Below are 25,434 nucleotides of genomic sequence, written 5' to 3'. Positions count from 1 at the left end.
AATTTGAAACCCAAAATACTAACCAAATTTATCTGTTCTAATAATCGAACTCAGGTTATTATGTTTTATTTCAATTCTTGTGGGATACTTTTTAGAACTTGTAGTCATTGGAGCAAGAATAATTGTTCTGAGGTGTTTATTCATTTCATTTGGAGAAATAATAACGCAAGGACGTGTTTTGTTTATTTCACTACCTACAGTTGGGTTTAGGTTGACTAACACAATTTCGTATTGATTTAATTCCATTCTTCAAAAGTTTCATCTTCAAAAACATCATTGAACAATAGTTTGTCATCACCATTTGCGCTCATTTCTTTAAAAGCATCATCCCATCCTTTTCTTGGAGTGGATATGGGCTGTATAATGATTTTACCTTTTTCAAGAATTAAATCAACTTTATCTTTTATATTGTATTTTTCGAGAATGGTTTTGCTAAATCGTATTCCTTTAGAATTCCCTATTTGTATTACCGAAACTTCCATAAAATCTTAGATTAAAAGTTATTACAAAGTTATTACAAAGTTATTACAAAAAAATAACTTTTCCTAAGTGGCAAGTATAAGGTTTTGAAATTTAATAGTTTGTGTTGAGCTTGTTTTGGCAGTATTTTAGAGTTTAGAACAATTTTTTAATAATCTTCATTTTAGTATCGGTGTGCTCATAATATTTAAGGTTAGCTTCAATCCAAGTTGATTTGCTTAGAATAGACTTAGCATGTGAAAAGCAGTCAAAGCTAAATTTACCATGATAACTTCCAGTTCCGCTATTACCAACCCCTCCAAAAGGTAAATTATGATTAGTAAACTGCATAATGGAATCATTGATAGCTCCATTGCCAAAGGATACTTCATTTAGAAAACGTTTTTTAATGGTACTATTATTGGAAAATAGGTAGGCCGATAAGGGTTTTTCAAATTTTTGGATAATAGCAAAAGCTTCATCAATAGTATCATATTCAATAACAGGTAATACAGGTCCAAAAATTTCCTCTTGCATTACGGCATCATCAACACTTACATTGGTAAGTATAGTGGGTTCAATAAAACGGGTTTCTTTAATATAATTACCTCCATAATACACTTTTTGGGAATCAATTAATGAAACGATTCTGTCAAAATTTTTGTCATTAATTAGTTCTACAAAATTTCCATTTTCAATACTGTAATTTTGTTTCTTAATTTCGGCCACCACTTGTGTTAAAAATTTTTCTTTGATATCTTTTTGAACAAGTACGTAATCCGATGTAATACAAATTTGTCCTGCATTAAGAAATTTACCAGAAACCATACGTTTAACACCGATGTTTAACGAGCAATCTTTAGTGAAAATGGCAGGATTTTTTCCACCAAGTTCTAAAGTAACATTGGTGAGGTGTGGGGCGGCAGCTTGATTTACAATTTTTCCAACTTGCGGACTTCCCGTAAAGAAAATTTTATCAAAACGCTGTTTTAGTATCGCTGTAGTTTCGGGAATACCCCCTTGTAAAACTTTTAGATAGTTCGATGGGAAGTTTTTGTTAATGAGCTCAGCCATAATAGCACTCGTTGCAGGAGCCATTTCGCTAGGTTTTAAAATACTAGTATTTCCAGCAGCTATAGCACCCACTATGGGGATTAGTGCAATATTGTAAGGAAAATTCCATGCGCCAATAATTAACGAAACTCCGAGTGGTTCTGCAACAATATAACTTTTAGAAGGAAAATTTAAAATAGTAGTTTTTACACGTTTTGGAGTTGCCCACTTTTTTAAGTTTTTTACAGCATAATCAATTTCACTGTAAAGGGGTAATAATTCTGTAGTTAAATTGTCAAACTCAGACTTTCTTAAATCGGCATAAATGGCTTTATGGAGTTGAGCTTCATTGTCTTTAAGGAGTTGTTTTAATTTTTTTAATTGAGCAATTCTAAAAGAAACAGGTTTTGTGGCATTACTATAAAAGAACTTTCGTTGTGTATCAATTAAAGCCTTAACCTCAGTTTCAAATGAAGTGATTTCTGTGTCGGTTTTTTTTATAGTATTTGGCATTAGTTTACAATTATATTTTAAACAAGCAAGCTATAATTACTTTTTAGCATAAGTATAGGTGTGCACATAATCAATATACATGGTTCTTTCTTCTTCGGTAAACGATTGCATACGTTCTTTTGTTTCTAGGCCACCATCGTGATTTTGAGTCCATAAATCCCATATCACATCTAATTTTCTGGTAAAAGGGGTTTTTGAAATATCAACACCCGATTTTTCACCATTAATATAATAAATCATAGTGTAGGCATCTTTCCAATATAAGCCAAAAGTCTGGTAGTCTTCGTTCCATTTTTTGCCTTTAGCGGGGTTGTTGTTGGATAATTTTCGATTGTCAAAATCGGCAATTCTAGTATGGTTATCCTCAATCTCAGGAAACACTTCTTTACTTCTTTCGGCTTCACTATTTTCAACAATAAAATATTGTGATTGTCTTACATAAGCTAAGTCGGCGTCTTCTTTGTTAATAGGATTAGACATGTTTTCGCAAATATCAATTTCATCTCTACCCTCGGCATTTCCATTATTCAGCCAAAAGGTGTTATATGCAGAAATATGAGCTGTTTTCATACTACATTCAATATACATTGGATATGAAATTTGTGCTTTTGAATATATTCTTGAGGTTTCAAACCACCTTTCTGTATCGGTATCAGAAGCGATACTTGCTTTAATCCATAATTTACCATTGGAAACTCCAGCATTTTCGTCCTTCATTTTGTTAGGTGCCGGGTAGTCCCAAAGTACTTTTCTCCATTTGGTGTCATCCCAAGTATCAAATTCGTCACTTAATGTAGTAAGCATTTTCCAGGATTCACCTTTGGGAGGAGTGGGTTGAGCAAAAGTGCTAAGTGTGGTTAAAGTCGCTATCAAAAGACTGGCTTTTTTAAAAAAAGATAAGTTGTTCATTGGAGCATTTTATTTGTTTGATTATTGCCTAGCAAAGTAGTAAAAATATTGGATTTGTGTGCTAAATATTACAGATAAACCCTAATTATAGTGTGTTAAGCAAGTAAATATAGTTGCTTGTTTTTACAAGACTTGAAAAGTATATTTTGGTTAGTTTAAACTACGATGAATTTCTTGAATAATAGCGTCAACATCTAAATTGCAAATTTGGTACAGTTCTTCGGTGGTGCCATGATCAATAAATTGATCGGGAACACCCATGAGTTTAATGGTTCCTTTGTAATTTTGTGCTTGAGCTTCCTCTAACACAGCCGATCCAAAACCACCAGTAATTACTCCATCTTCAATAGTTATAATTTTGCTGTAGCTGTTAAACACTTGCGTGAGAAGTTTAGTATCCAATGGTTTTACAAAGCCCATATCAAAATGAGCTACTTCATGAGTTGATCGAGCTATAGCTTTACGTGCGAATTGTGTCATTTTTCCGATGCTTAAAATAGCAAGTTTGTTTCCTTTGGATAGTTGTTTTCCTACCCCGATACTTACTTTTTTAAAAGGCTGTTTCCAATCTAAATGAATGCCTTTTCCTCTTGGATAGCGAATAGCTATGGGGTGTTGCATTCCTAACGAAGCAGTATAAAGTAAATTTCTAAAGGCGACTTCATCGGCAGGAACGGCTATAATTAAGTTGGGGATACAACGCAAATAAGCCATATCAAAAACACCATGATGTGTGGCACCGTCATGACCAACAAGGCCAGCGCGATCAATACAAAAAACTACAGGTAAATTTTGTAGGGCTACATCGTGAATCACTTGGTCATAAGCCCGTTGCAAAAAAGTAGAATAAATAACACAAAAAGGGATAAGACCCTGTGTGGCCATACCGGCGGCAAGTGTAACCGCATGTTGTTCGGCAATACCCACGTCAAAGCTACGTTCTGGGAATTGTTGCATTAGCTTATTTAAACCACTACCAGTAGGCATAGCCGGGGTGAGTGTTATAATTTTTTTGTTTTTAGAAGCTAATTCAATCAAGCTTGTTCCCAATACTTCAGGAAATTTAGGAGCAGAAGGAGTGGCTATTTTTGGAGCGAGTTCTCCTGTTTTGGCGTCAAATTTTCCGGGAGCGTGATAGCGTACTTGATCTTCTTCGGCTTTTTTTAATCCTTTTCCTTTGGTGGTGACTATATGTAATAGTTTAGGTCCTGTTATTTTTTTAAGTTGTTCTAAATGAAGAATAACTTCGTCTATATTATGGCCATCAATGGGACCAATATATTCAAAGTTTAAGGCTTCGATAATATTTGGTTGTCTGTTAAAAATGCCTTTTTTGGCTTTGGTTAAGTAGTTTTTTAATGCTCCAACACTTGGATCAATACCAATGGCATTGTCATTTAAAATTACGGTAAGATTTGCTTGAGCAACACCAGCATGATTTAATGCTTCAAAAGCCATTCCACTAGCAATGGAAGCATCACCAATAACGGCAATATGCTGTTGGTTGTGTTCATGTTTTATTTTAGCAGCCAAAGCCATACCTAACACGGCAGAAATGGAAGTGGATGAATGTCCTGTGCCAAAAGCATCATACTTACTTTCACTTCGTTTAGGAAAGCCACTAATGCCATTAAGTTGTCTGTTGGTGTCAAAAACGGCTTTTCGACCTGTTAAAATTTTATGCGGATACGCCTGATGACCTACGTCCCAAACAATGTTATCTATTGGTGTGTTATAGCAATAGTGTAATGCAATACTTAATTCGACAACTCCTAAGCTAGCGCCTAAGTGTCCTTCTTTTGTGGCAACAATAGTAATGATAAACTCACGCAATTCCTGAGCTAATTGTGGGAGTTGCGTTTTGTTAAGTTTACGCAAATCATCGGGGGAGTTTATTGAATTTAAAAGTTTTTGCATACTGCAAAAATAATACGATTAGAATTATAAAATGGAATGTGATCAATTTATATATGGGATTTTATGATGGGAATAGTCCGCATGTTTTAACAAGTTATTTTTAATTACATTTGAGTAAATACTTTGCTATGGAATCCGTTTTTGATGATGTGTACTATATGAAAAAAGCCTTGCAAGAGGCCGAAGCTGCTTTTGAAAAAGATGAGGTTCCAGTTGGGGCAGTTATTGTGATAAAAGATCGCATAATAGCACGTGCACACAATTTAACAGAATTATTGAACGATGTAACTGCACATGCCGAAATGCAAGCTATTACAGCGGCAGCTAATTTTTTAGGCGGGAAATATTTGCGTGATTGTACACTTTATGTAACCTTGGAGCCTTGCCAAATGTGTGCTGGAGCTTTGTATTGGAGTCAAATTTCAAAAATTGTTTACGGAGCATCGGACTTTAAGCGTGGTTGTAAAGTAATGGGAACAACATTACATCCTAAAACCGAATTTATTGGGGGGATATTGGCAGATGAATGTGAACATTTGTTAAAGCGTTTCTTTGTTGAAAAGCGAAATTTAAATTAAAACACTCAAGATTATAGTGGATTTTTGAGTTGTTTTCAATAAAATTTATTCGCTAAAGTGTTATTTTCATGTTTTAAAGTGTTGATTTTCAATAAAATATTTATTTTTATGTAGTTTTTTACTGCTACTCGTAAACCTAGCTTAGTGTTTGTAATTATTATGAATTGTTTAGGTTATGATAGTAAACATGTTTTTTTATGTGGAGCTATTTAGATTTTAAAACTTATTTCCTTTTGTATTTTAGCTTTTCTGAAAATGTTCAGGGAAATCAAAAGCGTCAATTAATCATTGATAGTGTTGGTGAGTTAAAATTTGAAGCACATTTGGATCAAATACTCGAAGATAGGAGTATGGTAAGTCGTAGAAAAATAAGGAAGTATATAAGTAAAAACGATATCTCTATTGAAAAAATCACAAGCTTGTACAATGAGTTAAGACAACTATTCCAGTGTAATCATTCGTCAACAGCATTGACAAATCGCGAAGAAGAAATAATTAAGACCATAATAAAAACCTACTTTAAGGTAGATATTTAACTAAAATATTCTAGATTTTAGTGCCTCAAAAATCATTATTTTTGGCGCATGATTTTAACCGATACACATACCCATTTAAATAGTGAGGCTTTCGCCGAAGATAGAAATTTAATGATTCAACGCGCCATTGATAAAGGCGTTTCTCGTTTGTTTGTTCCTTCTGTAGATTCAGAAACTACAAAAGATTTATTTGAGGTACAGCAAGCTTTTCCAAATAATGTGTTTTTAATGATGGGGTTGCACCCAACACATGTAAAAGAAAATTATTTAGCAGAATTGGCTCATGTAGAGGAGCAATTAGAAAAGCATCAGTTTTGCGCAGTGGGCGAAATTGGTATGGATTTGTATTGGGATAAAACGTATATAAATGAACAAAAAAATGCCTTTGAAAAGCAGATAGCCTTAGCAAAAAAGCATCAGTTGCCTATTAATATTCATTGTAGGGATGCGTTTAATGAAACTTTTGAAATTTTAGAAAAGCATAGAGGAGAAGATTTGCATGGAATTTTTCACTGTTTTACAGGAACCTATGAGCAGGCCTTGCAGGCTATAAATTGTGGAATGAAATTAGGGATAGGTGGGGTGTCAACATTTAAAAACGGAAAAATTGATCAATTTTTGAATAAGATAGATATAGCGCATATCGTGTTGGAAACCGATGCGCCTTATTTAGCACCAACTCCCTTTCGGGGTAAACGAAATGAGTCTTCTTATATTTATAATATAGCCGAAAAAATAGCCGATATTTATCAATTACCTGTAGAGAAAATAGCAGCGTTAACTACCCAAAATTCAAAAGAAGTGTACGGAATGTAGTCTTAGTGATAGGGAATAGGGGCTGTTATTTTATTTTTTACTAATTTGAAGCTTTCTTTGAATAATTTAAACTATTGAATGCAGCAAAAAATACTACTAGTTTACACAGGCGGAACTATAGGAATGGTCAAGGATAGTGCTACTGGTGCGTTAAAAGCTTTTGATTTTGATCATCTTTTAGTGCAAATACCTCAATTAAAATCAGTTCAAGCTCAAATCGATACTGTAAGTGTTCCGGAGCCTAAGGATTCCGCGGATATGAATCCTAGTGATTGGCAGTTTTTAGGAAATCTTATTTATAGTAAATTTATGCAGTATGATGGCTTTGTGGTATTGCATGGGACGGATACCATGTCGTATACGGCTTCTGCCTTGAGCTTTATGTTTTCAAATTTAAGAAAACCTATTATTTTTACCGGTTCGCAACTGCCAGTTGGTGATATTAGAACCGATGCCTTGGAAAATGTGTTGACAGCCATTCAAATTGCCCTATTGCAGGAAAATGGAGTGCCTAGTGTAAGCGAAGTTGGGGTGTATTTTGATAGTCAATTGTTTAGAGGGAATCGAAGTACTAAAGTAAGTTCGGACCGTTTTAAAGCATTTATGTCTCCTAATTTTCCAGCATTAGTTACTTCTGGCGTAAGCCTTAAAATTAATGAACCTATGCTTTTGAAGCCGAATTTAAATAGGGTCACAAAATTTTCGGAGGCATTAAATGATAAAGTTTTGTTAGTAAAAATACATCCAGGTATAACGACTAAAATGTTTGAGCAATTGTGTGCATCTGTCGATTTTGAGGTGTTAATTATGGAAACTTATGGCTCAGGAACCATTTTTAATGCCAATTGGCTGGCGCTTTTATTGAAAGAATTGCAAAAAAAAGGAAAAAATATAATTAATTGTTCCCAGTGTGTTTCGGGGGTAGTTAAGCAAGGGATTTACCAAGGAAGTGAACAGTTGAAATCCTTGGGAATCATTAGTGCTAAAGACATGACGACCGAGGCGGCTATAACAAAAGCAATGTATTTGTTAGGGCAAAATAAGCAGAGAAATGACTTTAAAATAGAATTTGAAGCTAATTTAAGGGGGGAGATGCATTAAAAAAGTGTTTTCTATTTTATAAAACCGTCATTTTTTTATTTATTTGCTAAAGTGATTGTATGTGTTTTTTTTGATTTGTCATTTAAAAACATATCTTTAAACAAAATTTATTGGGTATTACCCCTAATTTATCACAGATTTTAAAAACTTAAATAATACTAGTAAACTTAAGACTTGAACTAATGAAAAAAATCTTTTCAATTTTAGCCATCGCAGGAGCAATGATGATTGGTAACGTTGCAAATGCAAACACGGCAGTAGAAGTAGCTGCTACAACAACTGAAGCAGTATCATCACTACAGGATGACACAGCTGGGCCAGTAGTTAAGGAATCATTTCACCAAGGATTGAAAAAGCGTTTCATCGAAGGGGGTCCTGAATTTATGGGAATTGTATTGATTTGTTTAATTTTAGGTTTAGCAATTGCTATTGAAAGAATTATTTACTTAAACTTATCTACTTCTAATTCAAAAAAATTACAAAAAAGTGTTGAAGATGCACTTGCAAGTGGTGGTGTAGAAGCGGCTAAGGAAGTTTGTAGAAATACAAAAGGACCTGTTGCATCTATTTACTACCAAGGTTTGGATAGAGCTGACGAAAGTATTGATGCTGCTGAAAAAGCAGTAGTTGCTTACGGTGGTGTACAAATGGGACAGTTAGAGAAAAACGTATCATGGTTATCATTATTTATCGCTTTGGCACCAATGCTTGGTTTCATGGGTACGGTAATTGGTATGATACAGGCATTTGATAAAATTGAGCAAGCAGGAGATATGGATCCAGCATTAGTAGCAGGTGGTATTAAAGTAGCACTTTTAACTACGGTATTTGGATTAGTTGTAGCAATTATTCTTCAAATTTTTTACAACTATATTGTTGCAAAAATTGATTCTATCGTAAATGATATGGAGGATGCTTCAATTTCATTAATTGATATTCTTGTTGCTAACAAAAAGAAATAATCAATATTATTTTAAAAAAGGATGGTTGTAAATCATCCTTTTTGAAACTGATTATTAATAAAAGCATTATCGTATTTCGGTAGTGTGTAAAACAAAGAAACAAATGAAAATTTCAAAAATCATATCATACGTAGTGCTTGCAGTAGGTTTATTGTCAGGTGTGCTATTGTATATAATGAATGGTGGCTTTTCGGACTTAATGACTGAAGCTGGTGCTACAGAAGCAAGAGAACTTCCTTTGGCGCAATCAACAGCATTGGTGTCGCCACTTTACAATTTAGCCTTAGTTGTTATTGGAGTGTTATTGTTGGTAACATTAATAACAATTATTGGAGGTTTAGTAAAAAATCCATCAAGTTTAGTAAAAACACTAATAGGAGCTGGTGCCTTTTTGGTCGTAGTTGGTGTTAGTTTTGCTTTATCAAAAGGGAAAGAAGTAATTACTAGAGATGGTGTAGTAATCACAGAAGGTACTACACGTTGGGTTGAAGCAGGTATTATTGCATTTTACATTTTTGCAGCAGTAGCTGTAGGTGCAATGCTTGTAGCAGGAATCAAAAAATCAATAAGTAACTAATTATGGCAAAAAGAGCAGCACCAGAGGTTAATGCAGGGTCTATGGCCGATATTGCATTCTTGCTTCTTATTTTCTTCCTAGTAACAACGACAATTGCGTCGGATACAGGAATTAATAGGAAATTGCCTCCGAAACTTCCAGATGATATTACTGCCCCAAAAATAAAGGAAAAGAATTTGTTTAACGTTATTGTAAACAAAGACAATCAATTATTGGTGGAGGATCAAAACATGGAGTTAAAGGATTTACGTCAAGCTGCCATTGAATTTTTAGATAATGGTGGTGGTACAGAGGCTAATAATAAGTGTAATTACTGTCGTGGTAAGAAAAATCCAGAATCATCGGATAACCCAAGTAAGGCGGTAATTTCGTTGCAAAATAGCCGTGAAACTAATTATGGAACTTACATAGCCATTCAAAATGAATTGATGGCAGCTTATGCATTTTTACGTGAGCGTGAAGCAAAGCGTTTGTATGGGATGACTTATAAAGATATTCTTCAAGGCCTAAAAGATGCAAAGAAGGATTCTGATGAGGAAAAAGATTTTGAAGAGAAGAAAGATGCTGTGAAAAAGTTGTTTCCAGAAAAATTATCTGAAGCAGAAGCAAAAGAGTAATAACCATTTAAAAAAGATAAGAAATGTCAAAGTTTAATAAAGGAGGGAAAAAAGAACTTCCCGCTATTTCGACAGCTTCATTGCCTGATATTGTATTCATGCTTTTGTTCTTTTTTATGGTGGCTACTGTAATGCGTGATAGTACCTTAATGATAGAAAATGTGTTGCCTTATGCAGATCAAGTGGAAAAGCTTGAAAACCGTAGTTTGGTAATGTATATTTACGCGGGTAAGCCTGGTAAAGAATATCGTAAGTTTGGTACAGAAGCAAAAGTACAGTTGAATGATAAATTTGTTTCAAATATAAAAGAGGTGCAATCTTTTGTACAGGAAACAAGAGCAAATACGCCAGAGGATCAAATAGGGAAGTTAATGGCAGCTTTAAAAGTTGACAAAAATACCAATATGGGACTTATAGGTGATGTTAAAGAGCAATTACGTGAAGTGAATCAGTTAAAAATTAACTATTCTACCAAAGCGGGTGATGCTACTAGAAACGTGAAATAAGTTTTTAGTCACATAACAATAAAAAAATCCTGCCATAGGCGGGATTTTTTATGCCTATATGTGAGGTTTAACAGTTAATTTGAGGTTGGTTTATTCTAATAAAAAAGCAGCTTAAATATTTAATTTAAGCTGCTGCAGTTAGTGATGATTAAGTTAGTTAGTGATAAGTTATATGAGTAGCTACTCAATAACTATTTTGCGATTAAATGTAGTGGTGTCGGTGCTTATTTTACAAATATAAGTGCCGGTATTTAAGTGGTAATCCGCTGGTGTAAATGATAGCGAATTGTTTTCTTCAATAATCGAATTAAGCTTAGTTATATCGGCTATGCGTTTTCCGTCTAAATTAAAAATAGTGATACTGGTTTTTTCATTTGAAAGTTGAGGTAATTCCAATATGGATGATTGATTATAAGGTAGTGGATTAGGCCATTTGTTGGTGATTGTTTCAAAATCCTCTGTAGTGTCATTTAGTACCGCTAATACATTGTCTTCAAGTTGTTTTATTTCATTATCAAATGTGGTATTAGTGTCATCAATGCCTTTGAATCCGTATTTTGACTTGTAGCCTAAATTTACAGCAGCAAAAAAATCGGTAAGGTTTTCTCCTCCTAATATTTCGTTGGATGCATAGGTGTCTGCTTTAAAAATAAGACCCTTACTTGTTTCTTTTGAAAATGGGGTGTCTGCATTTTCTAATCCAAGGGATACATGAGCAAAAGAATTACTATCCATAATTGTTCTTGTCTCATTATCTGGATCGGTGTGCTCTAAGCCAACAATGTGGCCTATTTCGTGTGAGGCTAGGTAGGATACACCAGTTGCAATTAAGTCTTCTTTACTAGCTCCGTCAGCTAGTTTTATTTTGTTGTAGCTGGCGCTATCTAGTATTTCAAACTCAGTTGCGTCGGGTTTTATTTTTTCACTTATTTCATTTAAAAAAACAATAGCATTGTCGTTTATGTCAAAATTACCTATGTCAACTGAATTAGCTACTCCAAGCACACCGGAACCAATTTCTGGATCAACGGTGTTGTCTCCTCCTATAAATAAAGTACTATGTGGAATATTGTATTTGTGTAATAGTTTTGGGATGTATTTTCCAAGTAGTGGATTTCCATAATCACTTATAAAGTAGATTTCATAATCTTTATTGAGGCCTTCTAATTTTTTAAAATTATTTTTTATGCCTTCAACTATTTTGTACGTTAAATTTGTTCTGTTTTTTGAAGTGTTTTCTATTTCCCAATTTTCAAAATAATCGTCAATTTTATCAAGTGTAATTGCTTTTTCTTCCAGTTCGGCATTTAACGGTGTAAATTTAGTTGATTTAAAGTTTAGAGAGCCTATAGTTTCTCCGGTAAAGTCTATATAGAATAATTGTCTTTTTCCAATATTCTTAGTAAGGTATCCAGCCTTACTAGTTGTTAAGACTGCTTCATATTTTTCAGCTGCGCCTGTGTGTGCAAGTTTTATTGTATATAGGCCGCTAATGGGTGCCGTGTATGATAACCCGATAGACGGTATAGTGCTAAGTTTCTCTTCGTCAATCGCAAAATCTGTAGGTGATCCAATAGTGTTATTGTTTATGGCTAGGGAGTTGTCCGGCAAAAATAGCTCGGCATTAATGGTGGTGCCATTAAAAACCCTAAGGTCAAAAATATCTCCTTTTTCTAGATTTAATGTATAGTAGTCAATGTCTGTATCACTTATACCAACAAATATTTCGTATTTATCTTGGGTGGATAGGCCTAGTCTGTCTTCAGGTTTTAAATCTAAATTAAAAGTGATTCTTCCATCTTTAACTCCAGTGTCAGTGTCAAATATTAAAATTCTATATTCCTCATCATTTTCCGAGGTAAAGCTAAGTGACTTTCCTGTGCCATTTATATCTTGTCCGTCTGCTACTAATTCGTTTTTAGAATTTAAGACTATTGTGGTAAGGAATAATTCGCTTTTAATGTCAATAGAGGCAAAAAATAGGTTTACATTTTGATCCTTTTTTGCGCTAAATTTATAGGTGTCAAAATCTCCTTTTTTGGTGCCATTTATTCCGTGTGGCCCATCACCAATTTCGGCAGTTATTTCAAAAAAAGTGTTTCGGTTTTCTGAACTTAAAATTGTGGCAGTATCAAAAGAATCATTTCCTTTTTTTGGGTCTTCTTTTTCATTAAGTTCAATAACCTTTGGATCTTTGGAGTTGGTTTTTCCATTTATAGTGATGTGAGATTGTTGGTGGCTATTGGTGCCAAAATTAGGAATGAATTCCGCGTTGGCTTTAATGTTATTGGAATTGGCTCCAGCGATTTCCTTTTCGTTTATAGTTTTTGGAATGCTGTTGCTGGATAGGAGATTTTTGTGGTTTTTGTGAATTAAAGCGCAAGTTTTCTTTGTGCTTGGTAAATTTTGTTGGCCTGTTTTTGTGAAATTTTGATGAATACTTTGCGCATTTAGGGTTAATCCAGACAATAAAATAATGCCATATGCGGTATATTTTAACGTGTAATTGCAGTTTTGTTTCATGATATAATTGATTTGTGTATGAGTGTTATAATAAATACGAGTATAATTTGTATGACCCTACCCTTAGAGTGATTGTTTTTTCAGAATTTTAACTTTTGTAGTTGGTTTCTGTTAATGGTTTTTGTCAAATAAATTGTAATTGAGGTGCCAAGTTTATTATGATCTTGGGGCATGTTGGGGTTTTATAAGTGGAAATATTATTAGTGAAGTTTTATACCATTTACCATTTGAAATTACTGTGTAAGAAATTCATATAGGTAATGGTATAAATTATATAAATACAGATTTTGAAGTGTTTTTAGGTTTGACGGATTCCATAAAAAAAAAGAGCTTATCCATTGGGATAAGCTCTTTTTTTATGTTGACGAAGTAAGTTTACTTCAAGATTTTTTGTTTAAAACTTAGTGTCAAGTTGAATGTAATCTAGAAATTCGCGCTTAATAGCAGGATCTTTAAACTTACCGCCAAATTCACTTGTTACGGTGCTACTTTCAATATCGCGAATACCACGAGAGTTTACGCAAAGGTGTTTGGCGTCAATTACACATGCTACATCTTCGGTGCCAAGTACATTTTGCAGTTCTTGTACAATTTGCATAGTTAAACGCTCTTGTACTTGGGGGCGTTTAGCATAATGATCAACAATACGATTCATTTTGGATAAGCCAACCACGGTACCATTAGATATGTAAGCAACATGTGCTCTACCAACAATAGGTAATAAGTGGTGTTCGCAAGTAGAGTATAGGGTAATGTTTTTTTCAACTAACATTTCGCCATACTTGTAATTGTTATCAAAAACAGAAGCTTTGGGTTTCTTTTTTGGGGATAAACCACCAAAAATTTCTTTGACAAACATTTTAGCGACTCTATTTGGGGTGCCTTTTAGACTGTCGTCATTAAGGTCAAGCCCAAGAGTATTCATAATGTTTCTTACATCCTCCTTAATTAAAGCGATTTTTTCGCTATCACTCAATTCAAACGCGTCTTCTCTTAATGGAGTAGTGGCATTGGTGCTTACATGGTTATCTCCAATAAAGTCAGCTGATTCCGAATCTTGATTTTCTTTCATTAGTAAGATATTCGTTAACTGAAAAGCTCAATTAATTTTAGCCCACAAATATACAGCTTTCAACTCTATTTTTAGGGCATTGTTTTTTGATTTTTTAATCGAAATAGATTAGAACCTATTTGAAGTTTATTTCGGTGTTAAAAATGGTGCTTTGTTATTTTAAAAATTAACACCTAGCGTTACCGAAACGGCGTCACCTTTTCTGTTTATTGCAGCTGCGTTATTGTATAGGTCATTCTCAAAAGGAACTTCATTACTGTCAATTTCAAAATGATTGTAACCAATATCTAATTTCCATTTTCCCCAATCATATCCAGTACCAAGTGAAAAACCTTGGGTGTCTCCGGCAATACGATCATTTTTGTAAGGGCTAGTAACGTAGCTAAGCCCACCTCTAAAGCGCCATTTTTCATAACGATATTCACCACCGATTTTTAAGCTATTCACGGCCTGGAAAGTATTCTTAATTCGATTGTTCAGAATGTCGAAATCAAAAGCATTATCATCGTATTTGATATTAGAGAAATCTTTACGAGAATATTGAGCGCTCAATAATCCATCTTTTCCAAAAACATAAGCAATACTAGCCGATACTTCTCCAGGAGTTCTTATGTCATATTCTGGGTAACTAAATACCAAGCCCGGATCTACATTTCTGGGGTTTTCTGGACCTTGATCTCTTAAAAATGTGGTTAAGTTTTGGTCAAGCTCATTTTGTAAAACACTCCAAGTGGGTGTTTGGTAGCTTAGCCCAAGTCTTAATTGGTCTCCTATTTTGGCAATTCCTCCTAAGTTTAGTGAAAAACCGTTTCCAAAGGTGCGCGAGCGGGTTTCAAAAAATACTTCGCTGATATTGTCGGTTGTGTTGTTGTTAACCTCACTAATTAGGGTGTTTTTTCTAAGGTCATAATTATGGAAGTTTAAATTACCACCTAAGTAAATTTTCTCATCAATTTCAAAAGCTAGATTAATACTTACTTTACTGCTTCCTCCACTTGTTATGGTACTTATTTGTTGGGAGTTGTTGCTTCCTACTATTTCGGAGTTATAAAGGCGATTGTTATTTGTGTCTGGTGAAATTATGTTGGAAGTAGTCGCGAGAAAAGCTTGTTGACCTCTGGCTTCCAAGCCAGGAAGTTCTCCTATATCTATATAGGCATCAAGGAAATCTTCTAAGATTTCATTTCCATCCTCATCTACCAATGGGACTCCGTTATCATTAACTAATTGTCTTTGACTTATGTCTTGAATATCATATCCGTCAGCTTGACCTGCAAAATAGTCGCCAATATTACCAATACTGGAATTGCCTTGTATGGCATATTCTCTATTATAGTTATTGTCTCTATTGTATAGGATTCCTAAACTTATTTTATTGATGGATTTGGAACCAGAAGTGTTTTTTAAAATCAGAATACCACCAATTTGATTAAAATTAAAATTAGCATCAGAAGCTTCGGTAGTGGTATTAAAATAAGTGCTATTAAAATTACTGCCGCCTTGTGATAAAGTTACCGACCCATAGGAATTAGTAAAAACGGCTCCTCCGGCGGGGTTTTCTGCTACACCAGTAAGGTCTCCGCCCAAGGCGCCAAAAGCTCCACTAAGTCCATTGTATCTTGCTGTTCCAAGGTTGTTGGTGTTAGCAAAATCAAAAACTTCCGATGTGGTTTGGGCCAGACTTGTTGCGCTTAGTACTAATATACCAAGTGTTGTAAATAGAAACTTTTTCATATAATAGGTGTTTTTTATCGTCTTCTGTAACTTCCTCCACTTGATCTTCCGCTTGATCTAGGTGTGTAACTTCTGCTCGATGAGCTACTGCTTCGAGGACTATAGCTACGGCTAGATGAGCTACTGCTTCTTGGAGTATATGTTCTGTTAGATGAACTACTACGGGGGGTGTAAGTTCTATTGGAGCTACTACTACGTGGGCTGTATGTTCTTTTGGAAGAGCTGCTGCTACTTCTTGGTGTATATGTCCTATTGGTACTTTGTGATCTTGGGGTGTAGGTTCGAGTGTTCGAATTACGAGCATTGTATGATCTAGAGTTTATACTTGAACTTCTGGTAGCTCTAGGTCTATATGTTCTGGTATTGCGACGACTTCGGTAATAATTGTAAGCATATGGGCGATTGTATCCGTAAAAACCATTGTAGAATCCACCTCCGTAAAATCCATTACCGTAAAAACCTCCGCCATAAAAGCCATTATAAAAACCGCCAAATGGATGGTAGAAATTATTAAAAAATGGACCGTAACCAAATCTATTGCCATAAAAATTTCTGAATCCAGGATTCCAAAAAGGTTGGAAGTTGTTAAATCCCCAACCAGAATTTAAATAAACATTAGTGTTTGATCCTTGAGTATAATTGCCACCCCATCCAGGACGTACTTCTCGGTTTTGCGTATTATTGGGGTTGTTGTAATTTTCGGTATAGCTTTCGCTAGAATAATTTTCTACATCAGTAAAAACAACGTTTTCGTTATTGAGTTGCTCATACTCTTTAAGTTTTTTTGAAAAGAAGCCTTCCTCTACATTACTATTGTTGGTAGCGGGAGCATTTTGAGGTGAGGTGTTTGTTGTGGTAGTTTGGACAGGCTTGTTTTGTCTACTTGAATAAATCCCATCATCATCATAAGTTACGGCTTGGTATGTACCGCAGGCAGATGTAAATATAGACAGTAGTGCGAAAAACAAGATTTTCCCAGTATTTTGAATTGAAATTTTATGAGTTCGCATATCTATATGTTTTAATTGTTGAACAATCTAAATTTAGTTAGTTTTGTGCTAACTACAAATTTTAAAAATATAGCACAATAGTTGTGCCAAAATATATATTATGGCTAAGGGTTTAACAAAACGTTCGGAAGATTATTCGAAATGGTATAATGAATTGGTTGTCAAGGCGGACTTGGCAGAAAATTCGGCAGTAAGAGGTTGTATGGTGATCAAGCCATATGGCTATGCAATTTGGGAAAAAATGCAAGCCGAACTGGATAAAAAATTTAAAGAAACAGGGCATCAAAATGCCTATTTTCCTTTATTTGTTCCTAAAAGTTTGTTTGAGGCCGAAGAAAAAAACGCGGAAGGTTTTGCAAAGGAATGTGCGGTAGTTACGCATTACAGATTAAAAACAGATCCTAATGATGCCTCAAAATTGATAGCTGATCCCGATGCTAAATTAGAGGAGGAGTTAATAGTGCGCCCAACATCCGAGGCTATTATTTGGAATACCTATAAAGGTTGGATTCAATCCTACAGGGATTTACCAATATTAGTAAATCAATGGGCTAATGTGGTGCGTTGGGAAATGCGTACGCGTTTGTTTTTGCGTACCGCAGAATTTTTATGGCAAGAAGGACACACAGCACATGCAACCAAAGCGGAAGCTATTGCTGAAACAACTCAAATGAATGAGATTTATGCCAATTTTGTACAAGATTTTATGGCTATCCCTGTTATACAGGGGCGAAAAACAGCATCGGAACGTTTTGCAGGAGCAGATGATACCTATTGTATCGAAGCTTTAATGCAGGATGGTAAAGCCTTACAAGCGGGAACATCTCACTTTTTAGGACAAAATTTTGCCAAAGCATTTGATGTAAAATTTACGAGTAAGGAAGGAAAGCAGGATCATGTTTGGGCCACTTCATGGGGGGTGTCTACACGTTTAATGGGGGCGTTGATTATGACGCATAGTGATGATCAAGGCTTAGTTTTGCCTCCAAATTTAGCGCCAATTCAAGTAGTTATTGTACCTATATATAAAGGAGAAGAGCAGTTGGCTGAAATTTCTGAAGTAGCGAATACTATTGTTAAAGACTTGAGAGCTAAAAACATTACTGTAAAATTTGACAACAGGGATACACATCGACCTGGGGCTAAATTTGCTCAATACGAATTGCAAGGAGTGCCTTTGCGAATTGCTATAGGACCAAAAGATTTAGCAAATGGTCAAGTAGAGTTAGCTCGAAGAGATAATTTAACTAAAACTACTGTTCCTAACGAGAATTTAGCTGGTCATATTTCGGATTTGTTAACTGAGATTCAAGAAAGCTTATATGAAAAGGCATTAAATTATAGAGATACGCATATCACTGAAGTGAATTCTTTTGAAGAATTTAAAGAGGTATTGGAAAATAAAGGAGGTTTTATTTCGGCACACTGGGATGGTACTTCTGAAACAGAAGAAAAAATTAAAGAATTAACAAAAGCAACCATTCGTTGTATTCCTTTTGAAGGGGATAAGGCTCCAGGGAAGTGCGTGTATACCGGTGAACCATCATCGGAGCGTGTGCTTTTTGCAAAAGCATATTAAAAATAAACACAAGTAGCTAGGAGTAGGTGTTGCTTGTGTTTATCTTAGGTTTTGATCTATTTTTAATAGGTCTGTATTTAGTGGGATTGTTTTAATTGTAATTTTTTTTAAAAAAAATCTAACAGATTTTTGGGTAACTAAAAAAATAGTGTACTTTTGCATCCGCTAATAAGCTAATGGTCCGTTCGTCTATCGGTTAGGACGCCAGGTTTTCATCCTGGTAAGAGGGGTTCGATTCCCCTACGGACTACAATTTTTTATAATATGCTTGTGGAAGTATAAAAATTAATATACTTTTGCAAACTATAATAAACAATGGTCCGTTCGTCTATCGGTTAGGACGCCAGGTTTTCATCCTGGTAAGAGGGGTTCGATTCCCCTACGGACTACAATTTTAAAGAAATTAAAAGAAGAGAAAAAATGGCAAATCACAAGTCAGCATTAAAAAGAATAAGAAGTAACGAAGCTAAGCGTTTACGTAACAAGTATCAGCATAAAACTACACGTAATGCGATCAAAAAATTACGTGAAGCAGATAAAGAAGAAGCTACAACATTACTTCCTTCAGTTATCGGAATGCTTGATAAGTTAGCTAAAAACAACATTATTCATAAGAATAAGGCGGCCAACGTGAAGTCAAAATTGACTAAGCACGTGTCGGCACTATAGTTCGAATTCTCTTTGAAATTACAAAAAAAAGCCTCACTTGTTTAGTGAGGCTTTTTTTTGGATTAAACTAACTGCCATAAACTTTGTGGGTAGTTTGATTAAAATTATACATCTTAATATTTGTAGTAATGCCTAAAATATCAAGTAAAGGAAAAGCAATGCCCGAGTCTCCAATTCGTAAGTTGGTGCCGTATGCCGAAAAAGCAACGGAGTTAGGGAGGGAGATTTTCTATTTAAATATAGGTCAACCCGATGTAAAAACACCTGATGTAGCTTTACAAGCTGTAAAGAATAATACATTAGATATCATAGCCTATAGTCATTCGGCAGGAAATCCTAGTTTACGCGAGAAATTAGCGACATATTATGCTAAGCATGACATTCATGTTGCTAAAAAAGATATTTTGATAACTACAGGAGGCAGTGAAGCACTTATATTTACTATGGGAAGTATCACCGATCCAGGTGATGAGATTATTGTTCCGGAGCCTTTTTATGCAAATTATTACAGCTTTTCTACACAATCAACCGTAACTGTAGTACCTGTAATATCAAAAATAGAAGATGATTTTGCATTGCCGCCTATTGCAGATTTTGAAAAATTGATTACTAAAAAAACAAAGGCTATACTTATATGTAACCCTGGGAATCCAACGGGTTATTTGTATAGTAAGGAGGAAATTAAACAACTGGCAGCTCTAGCATTAAAATATGATTTGTTTTTAATTTCAGATGAAGTATATCGGGAGTTTGTATATGACGATACGGAGCATTATTCTATTCTTCAGGAAGCAGATTTAAAAGATCATGCAATAGTAGTGGATTCGGTTTCTAAGCGATACAGTATGTGTGGAGCACGTATTGGTTGTATGGTAAGTAAGAATAAAAAAGTGATTGCTACGGCAATGAAATTTGCACAAGCAAGATTAAGTCCGCCTACTTATGCGCAAATTGCAAGTGAGGCTGCTTTGAATGTGCCCGATTCTTATTATGAGGCGGTAGTGGCCGAGTATAAATCTAGGAGAGATGTGTTGGTGAATGGATTGCAACAGATACCAAATATTAAAGTATCTGTGCCGCGAGGTGCATTTTACTGTATAGTTGAATTGCCAATCGATGATTCGGAAGATTTTGCGCGATGGATGTTGGAGTCTTTTGCTGATCAAAATCAAACAATTATGGTGGCGCCTGCGGCAGGTTTTTATTCGAGTTTAAACGCAGGGCGTAATCAAATACGAATTGCTTACGTGCTAAAAAAAGAAGATTTAAAACGTGCTACTGAAATTTTAGGATTGGCGTTAAAAGAGTATCTTGCTAGGTGATGTCAACTTGGTCTATTATATTTAAATAATGAATATTCAACAAAATGTATCGTTAAAAAAGTACAATACTTTTGGTATTGATGTGAAAGCAACACAATTTGTAAGCATTAATAATGAAAAGGATTTATTGCAACTTTTAAAAGAAAATACAGCTCCATTGTTTGTAATAAGTGGGGGGAGTAATATGTTATTGACCAAAGCGATTGATGCTTTGGTGGTTCATATAAATACTTTGGGTATTGTGGTGAAGCGTTTTGATGATTATGCTTTGGTTACTGCTAAAGCGGGTGAAAATTGGCATGAATTTGTGCAGTTTTGTATTCAGGAAAATTTAGGAGGGCTGGAAAATTTATCTTTGATTCCAGGTTGTGTAGGGAGTGCACCTATACAAAATATAGGGGCTTATGGAGTGGAGCTTAAGGATTGTTTTGTGAGTTGTAAAGCTATTCATAGAGAAACATTTCAAGAACGCTTATTTGTAAAAGAAGATTGTCAATTTGGATACCGAAATTCTATATTTAAAAAAGAAGTAAAAGATCAATATATTATTACGGAGGTTACTTTTAAATTGACAATAAAAAACCATAGGTTGAATACGAGTTATGGAGCTATTGAAGATCAGTTAGCGAAAAAAAATGTGGTAACGCCTACTTTAAAAGATGTGGCTCAGGCTGTAATTGCTATTAGAAAAAGCAAACTTCCAGATCCCAATGTGTTAGGAAATAGTGGTAGTTTTTTTAAAAACCCAATTATACCAAAAAATCAATATTCAGAGTTACTTAAAAAATTCCCTAATGCTCCTCATTATCCTGTTTCGGATAATCTGGTAAAAGTGCCTGCTGGTTGGCTGATTGATCAAGCAGGATTTAAAGGTTATGTATATAAAAATGCGGGAGTACATGATAGACAAGCGTTAGTTTTAATTAATAAAACAGGGAAAGCATCTGGAGCAGAAATATGGGAATTAGCAAAGTTGATTCAAAAAAAAATAAAATCTCTGTATGGAATTGACTTGGAGGCAGAAGTAAATGTTTTTTAAGGGTGGTGATTTTGCTTATCAGTAAATCGTATAATCAAAATTTTTAAATACAACAAAAAAGAGACTGCCCTTTTGAACAGTCTCTTTTTTGTTGAAATTATAATCTACTTCTAGTGATGAATAACAATTCGTTCTATTCTTTTAAAAGTATCACCTTTAAACTCTAGTATATATGCTCCGTTAGTTAGTTTGCTTATATCTATGTCGTTTGTATTTAGTGATTTACTTAATACTTTTGCTCCTTGCATATCGTAAATAGTAACAGTATTAAATTCTTCTATGTTATCTAGAAATACGGTATGTTGCGCTGGATTTGGGTAAAAAGTAATCTCAGGCTGGTTATTGTCTAGCAATTTAGCTCCTGATACACTTGTAAAACTCCATTGCTGATTTTGGTTGGTGTTACTACTAGCCCACAAGTATACATTTTGCTCTCTAGCTCCACCATTACCACCATCAATTGAAAAACCTGGTGCATTACGTTTTTCTAATCGGAAACTTCCATTTATAGTCACTTTTCGCCAATGTTGATTTTGGTTATTCGCTCCACAAGTAAATAATTTTACATTTTGCCCATTAGCGCCACCATTACCTCCATCTAGGCAAAAATTAGTGTCCTTTTTTCTGTAGCTATAAAAACCATTTCCTCTATCAATTTCTTCCCATTGTTGGTTAATATTTCCTGTATTTCTACTCCACAAATACACGTTTTGTTGATTAGCTCCTCCGTTGTTGCCATCAATAGAAAAACCAGATGCATTTCGTTTGGTTAAAACAAATGTTGGATTATTAGTTCCTCCATTATTACCGCCGCCGGTATTGGCCGAACCATTAATACGAACTTCACCAATATGTAAAAAGTTTGTTCCTGCTAATTGTACTCTTACATAACGTCCGCTTCTGTTTATAGTAATATTTGTTGGACTTGCAGCTTCTCCAGCAGTAAAAAAGTTACCTACCCCAGACTGATTAATTGTTTGGTTTAAATTTTTGGAAGTAAAAGCGTTATTTGATACTAATACATGAAATCCTTGCAATCTGTTTTGACAACAATCCGCTCTGTTGAATACTTGAATAGTAGTAATCTGTGATACACTTCCTAAATCAATTTCCCACCAAGCATTAGCATCATTATTGGTATGCGTAAATATATTTGTATTTCCATCAACAGCTCTTTGAGCATTAAAGTCATTATTGTTTTGGTAATTACTTGACTGAGATGCTGTTTTGCCTACAGCTAAATTTGTATTCCCTCCATTTGTTGGCGGTGCAGGAGTTGGTGTTGGTGTTGGAGTTGGTGTTGGATCCGGGGTTGGGTTTGGAGCTGGTGTAGCGTTTCCGCCAAATAGGCCAGGAGTAACTCTTATTTGAGCGCCAGTTAAATTAGCTGGAGAACTATTTATAAGAACTTCTGGTCCGCCATTTGGAAAAAGATTTGTAGGTCTAGGTCTTGTTCCAGCAGCAGGAGTATTAAGAGTTAAAAAGCGAACATCAGTAGTATTATTGTTTTGAGGCTTAGGATTGTGTCTTTGTCCATTGCCTTCTTCAGACCATACATAGTTATTTTCAAACTTAATAGTACCGTGTTGTATAAAACGATCTCTACGCATTACAATTCCATCTCTAAAAGTGTCAGGGTAAAATACGTGATTATTTATCCAGTCATTATTTCGGCTTCCACGAAAGTTGCCTACACCTCTTCTAGAGTTTTCGGTACCATTTTCTTGCATTCCTCCTCTTCCTCTGCTTCTTCTACCTGGTAAGTGGATAGCTACATTATTGTTCATTACATTGTCATGAGCATCAATTTCTGTCCAAAGCATAAATCTAAAAGTAGCTCCAAGTACTACGTTAAGGTCAACAGTTCCATTTTGACAAAACGCATCTACATCAATACCGTCCAAATGACTAGCATAACATAAATTATTTTTTACCGAAAAACCATTAACGGCAATAAGGTGCATAGCTCTTCTTACATTGTTGTAAAAAAAGTTATTTTCAATGGTAACATCTCTTGTTTGGTGAATAAAAACAGTATTAAATCCGTTAATTACTTCATTGTCTACAATAGTAATTTCTCTTGAATTTAAAGTATATGCAAAAGGAAGTTCGGATTTACAATCTACCAAGCCTCTTTTGGTTCCTCGGATACTTACGTTTCTTTCTCTTACTATTCTAAAAATACCATCTCTAATAATAGGAATAGGACTAAGTGCATCGGTGTTAGCTAAAGGTCTTTTAGGACCAGTATAGGTAACGACTCCATCAATCCAAAAGGTTTTGTTAGAACCTACTACTATAGGTTCATTTACGTTTACATTTCCTCTAAAAATAAACGTTGCATTTTGATCATTTCTAATTCTGTCTCTGTTAGCATTTAGACTAGCTGTATTGTTAATAATAATCGCATTGGCAGCATTAGCCGTATTGGGGCGGTTATTAAGCTCGTTTGCTGTGGAAATTACAGCGGGCATTTGAGCAATATAACCTGCTAATGGGCCTTCGGTAAGTCTTGATTGAATAACAACATCGGGAATAGTTGCTGAATTCAGTAGTTGTTTTAACCGATTGACATTTCCGGTAGGTCTAGGTGCTTTACGGACAAGCACATTTCCATTGGTTGAGCCAGGTGTTCCGGCTTCTTGAGCTGGGAATGATTGATAGCCTCCATTTAATGTAAAAATTTGAGCGTTTAAAGAGATGCACATAAACGAAAAAGCGATTATGAGACTCATTAAATTTTTAGTTGTTTTCATTTTTTTTAAGTTGTTTGTTGTAAGAAATAAAAATAAGTAAAAGTTGATTTTGTTAAATTGAATAGCGTTATTTCTCTCAAAGGAATATGGTGTAGGGTTTTTTATTAATTTTTGTGTTTTTGAGCGAAGAAAAAAAACATTTAAAAGGAAGTGGTTTTAAAAGTATTGTTGTTTAGATTTATTTTACGTGTTAAAATCTTGTTTTAACCTTGATTATGCATTAAAAAATCTATTCTGTATTGAAATCTCTACAAAATCAAACACTTCGCTGTATTTTTTGATTTAAACATAATGGTGCTATGTTGAAATCAAGAAAATTCTTTATTTATTGTGCTTTCAATATTCACTACCAAGTTTTAATGCATAATCCGGGATTACGGTTTTAGGAAGCGTCAAAAATATTGATTGTTTAGAGTTTTTATAAAAAAAACCATGTCACAATTAATTAGTGACATGGTTGGTTGATTTAGCAAGCTTTGTTGAGATTGCTTTGAGCAGTTGTTATTTTTTTTCTGTAATTAAAAAAAATTACTGTACGTTTGAGCTGTATCAAAAATACAAGTTTTCATCATTATGTGGATTCAAAATGGTTTTTTCCTGCAAACTATTTTATTTAAAATAGATTCACATCCTATAGGTATACTTAGTCGAAAAATACTGTTTTTTTAGCGAGCAGGATTTTGTTTTATATGATAAAAATAGCATTTTTTTGAATTTTTACTAATGGATTAAATTTGAATTTTGCGTTAGAATTTAACTAAAAGTCTGTAATGTGTGTTAAATATTGGTGTTTTCTTAATTTTAGTGCAGAATTGCTAAGGTTAAGTTAAAAAATATAGTTTACGTTAGTTTATGAGGTAGCTCATGGGTGAATGGATTTTTTTAAGCATACATAGAAAAGTATTTGAAAAAGAAAAAAGCGTGAATACGGCTTTCGTCATTTTGAATTTGTAAATTTGTAGTCTTATAATTTTCTTTATTATGAAACTGTTATTCATTACCATTGGTTTGTTAGGAATTGCTTTTGCTGGAATTGCAATTAAAATTTGGGCAAAAAAAGATGGAAAATTTGCAGGAACATGTGCAAGTCAAAGTCCTTTTTTAAATAAAGATGGGGAATCTTGTTCTTTGTGTGGGAAAACCCCAGATCAATATGAAAACTGTAGTGAGCCTCAACATTCATAAG

Annotated in this window: 23 protein-coding genes and 2 tRNA genes; 15 read left to right on the top strand and 10 right to left on the bottom strand. The window is 34.5% G+C overall.

From position 1 onward, the window contains the following. Positions 1–18: 18 nt before the first annotated feature. The 5 genes from KQA_RS18220 to KQA_RS0201025 all read right to left on the bottom strand — a co-directional run bounded on the left by KQA_RS18220 (position 19) and on the right by KQA_RS0201025 (position 4,851). Positions 19–246 (bottom strand): type II toxin-antitoxin system PemK/MazF family toxin, encoded by a 228-nt coding sequence (locus KQA_RS18220; RefSeq protein WP_010177307.1) that lies wholly within the window; start codon positions 244–246, stop codon positions 19–21. Further along, complete coding sequence (locus KQA_RS0201040; protein WP_010177306.1) at positions 237–482, bottom strand: AbrB/MazE/SpoVT family DNA-binding domain-containing protein; 246 nt, start codon at positions 480–482, stop codon at positions 237–239. Before KQA_RS0201040 ends, KQA_RS18220 begins: the two co-directional genes overlap by 10 nt. Positions 483–615: 133 nt before the next feature. Then, positions 616–2,025, bottom strand: a complete 1,410-nt coding sequence (locus KQA_RS0201035) for an aldehyde dehydrogenase (RefSeq protein WP_010177305.1) — start codon at positions 2,023–2,025, stop codon at positions 616–618. 36 nt (positions 2,026–2,061) lie between these two features. Continuing rightward, on the bottom strand, positions 2,062–2,934 hold the full coding sequence (locus KQA_RS0201030; protein WP_010177304.1) for a LamG domain-containing protein: 873 nt from the start codon (positions 2,932–2,934) through the stop codon (positions 2,062–2,064). A gap of 150 nt (positions 2,935–3,084) precedes the next feature. Further along, positions 3,085–4,851 carry a 1-deoxy-D-xylulose-5-phosphate synthase gene (locus KQA_RS0201025; protein WP_010177303.1) on the bottom strand — a complete coding sequence of 589 codons (1,767 nt, stop codon included), beginning with the start codon at positions 4,849–4,851 and terminating at the stop codon, positions 3,085–3,087. A 128-nt stretch (positions 4,852–4,979) separates the two neighbouring features. On the opposite strand from KQA_RS0201025, the gene KQA_RS0201020 reads away from it, so the two are divergent. From KQA_RS0201020 to KQA_RS0200985, 8 genes are all read left to right on the top strand, one after another. Further along, the gene (locus KQA_RS0201020; RefSeq protein WP_010177302.1) at positions 4,980–5,429 is read left to right on the top strand and encodes a nucleoside deaminase; all 450 of its coding nucleotides are present in this window, start codon (positions 4,980–4,982) and stop codon (positions 5,427–5,429) included. Between the two features lie 197 nt (positions 5,430–5,626). After that, positions 5,627–5,965: a hypothetical protein gene (locus tag KQA_RS0201015; RefSeq protein WP_010177301.1), complete on the top strand. Its 339-nt coding sequence runs from the start codon at positions 5,627–5,629 to the stop codon at positions 5,963–5,965. A 48-nt stretch (positions 5,966–6,013) separates the two neighbouring features. Next, the gene (locus tag KQA_RS0201010) at positions 6,014–6,781 is read left to right on the top strand and encodes a TatD family hydrolase (RefSeq protein ID WP_010177300.1); all 768 of its coding nucleotides are present in this window, start codon (positions 6,014–6,016) and stop codon (positions 6,779–6,781) included. A 78-nt stretch (positions 6,782–6,859) separates the two neighbouring features. Beyond that, the gene (locus KQA_RS0201005; protein ID WP_010177299.1) at positions 6,860–7,882 is read left to right on the top strand and encodes an asparaginase; all 1,023 of its coding nucleotides are present in this window, start codon (positions 6,860–6,862) and stop codon (positions 7,880–7,882) included. A gap of 182 nt (positions 7,883–8,064) precedes the next feature. Continuing rightward, entirely contained in the window at positions 8,065–8,844 is a 780-nt protein-coding gene (locus KQA_RS0201000) for a MotA/TolQ/ExbB proton channel family protein (protein ID WP_010177298.1), read from the top strand. Between the two features lie 103 nt (positions 8,845–8,947). Further along, on the top strand, positions 8,948–9,421 hold the full coding sequence (locus KQA_RS0200995; RefSeq protein ID WP_010177297.1) for a hypothetical protein: 474 nt from the start codon (positions 8,948–8,950) through the stop codon (positions 9,419–9,421). A 2-nt stretch (positions 9,422–9,423) separates the two neighbouring features. Beyond that, on the top strand, positions 9,424–10,038 hold the full coding sequence (locus KQA_RS0200990; protein WP_010177296.1) for an ExbD/TolR family protein: 615 nt from the start codon (positions 9,424–9,426) through the stop codon (positions 10,036–10,038). Positions 10,039–10,061: 23 nt separating this feature from the next. Then, the gene (locus KQA_RS0200985; protein WP_010177295.1) at positions 10,062–10,544 is read left to right on the top strand and encodes an ExbD/TolR family protein; all 483 of its coding nucleotides are present in this window, start codon (positions 10,062–10,064) and stop codon (positions 10,542–10,544) included. 180 nt (positions 10,545–10,724) lie between these two features. Here KQA_RS0200985 and KQA_RS0200980 read toward each other — a convergent pair whose 3' ends face one another. The 4 genes from KQA_RS0200980 to KQA_RS0200965 all read right to left on the bottom strand — a co-directional run bounded on the left by KQA_RS0200980 (position 10,725) and on the right by KQA_RS0200965 (position 16,883). Then, positions 10,725–13,067 (bottom strand): zinc-dependent metalloprotease, encoded by a 2,343-nt coding sequence (locus tag KQA_RS0200980; RefSeq protein WP_010177294.1) that lies wholly within the window; start codon positions 13,065–13,067, stop codon positions 10,725–10,727. 394 nt (positions 13,068–13,461) lie between these two features. Beyond that, on the bottom strand, positions 13,462–14,139 hold the full coding sequence (gene folE, locus KQA_RS0200975) for a GTP cyclohydrolase I FolE (protein ID WP_010177293.1): 678 nt from the start codon (positions 14,137–14,139) through the stop codon (positions 13,462–13,464). A gap of 159 nt (positions 14,140–14,298) precedes the next feature. Then, complete coding sequence (locus tag KQA_RS0200970) at positions 14,299–15,873, bottom strand: OmpP1/FadL family transporter (protein WP_010177292.1); 1,575 nt, start codon at positions 15,871–15,873, stop codon at positions 14,299–14,301. Between the two features lie 14 nt (positions 15,874–15,887). Continuing rightward, entirely contained in the window at positions 15,888–16,883 is a 996-nt protein-coding gene (locus KQA_RS0200965; protein WP_010177291.1) for a hypothetical protein, read from the bottom strand. 100 nt (positions 16,884–16,983) lie between these two features. On the opposite strand from KQA_RS0200965, the gene proS reads away from it, so the two are divergent. From proS to murB, 6 genes are all read left to right on the top strand, one after another. Further along, positions 16,984–18,462, top strand: coding sequence for a proline--tRNA ligase (proS, locus tag KQA_RS0200960; protein WP_010177290.1), 1,479 nt, complete (start codon positions 16,984–16,986; stop codon positions 18,460–18,462). A gap of 178 nt (positions 18,463–18,640) precedes the next feature. Next, a tRNA-Glu gene (locus KQA_RS0200955) sits at positions 18,641–18,712 on the top strand. 67 nt (positions 18,713–18,779) lie between these two features. Further along, positions 18,780–18,851 (top strand) — tRNA-Glu (locus tag KQA_RS0200950). A 31-nt stretch (positions 18,852–18,882) separates the two neighbouring features. Beyond that, complete coding sequence (rpsT, locus tag KQA_RS0200945) at positions 18,883–19,131, top strand: 30S ribosomal protein S20 (protein ID WP_010177289.1); 249 nt, start codon at positions 18,883–18,885, stop codon at positions 19,129–19,131. Positions 19,132–19,259: 128 nt separating this feature from the next. Continuing rightward, on the top strand, positions 19,260–20,453 hold the full coding sequence (locus KQA_RS0200940; RefSeq protein WP_010177288.1) for a pyridoxal phosphate-dependent aminotransferase: 1,194 nt from the start codon (positions 19,260–19,262) through the stop codon (positions 20,451–20,453). A gap of 28 nt (positions 20,454–20,481) precedes the next feature. Beyond that, complete coding sequence (gene murB / locus KQA_RS0200935; protein WP_010177287.1) at positions 20,482–21,492, top strand: UDP-N-acetylmuramate dehydrogenase; 1,011 nt, start codon at positions 20,482–20,484, stop codon at positions 21,490–21,492. Positions 21,493–21,602: 110 nt separating this feature from the next. On the opposite strand, the gene KQA_RS0200930 is transcribed toward murB, so the two are convergent. Then, the gene (locus tag KQA_RS0200930; protein WP_157366555.1) at positions 21,603–24,227 is read right to left on the bottom strand and encodes a galactose-binding domain-containing protein; all 2,625 of its coding nucleotides are present in this window, start codon (positions 24,225–24,227) and stop codon (positions 21,603–21,605) included. A gap of 1,002 nt (positions 24,228–25,229) precedes the next feature. Between KQA_RS0200930 and KQA_RS0200925 the strand changes: the two genes are divergently transcribed. Next, a complete protein-coding gene (locus KQA_RS0200925) occupies positions 25,230–25,433 on the top strand; it encodes a hypothetical protein (RefSeq protein WP_010177285.1) in 204 nt (67 codons plus the stop codon). Position 25,434 lies beyond the last annotated feature (1 nt).

It is taken from the genome of Aquimarina agarilytica ZC1 (assembly GCF_000255455.1).
Lineage (GTDB): Bacteria > Bacteroidota > Bacteroidia > Flavobacteriales > Flavobacteriaceae > Aquimarina > Aquimarina agarilytica.
This window is presented reverse-complemented; position numbering and strand designations above follow the sequence as displayed.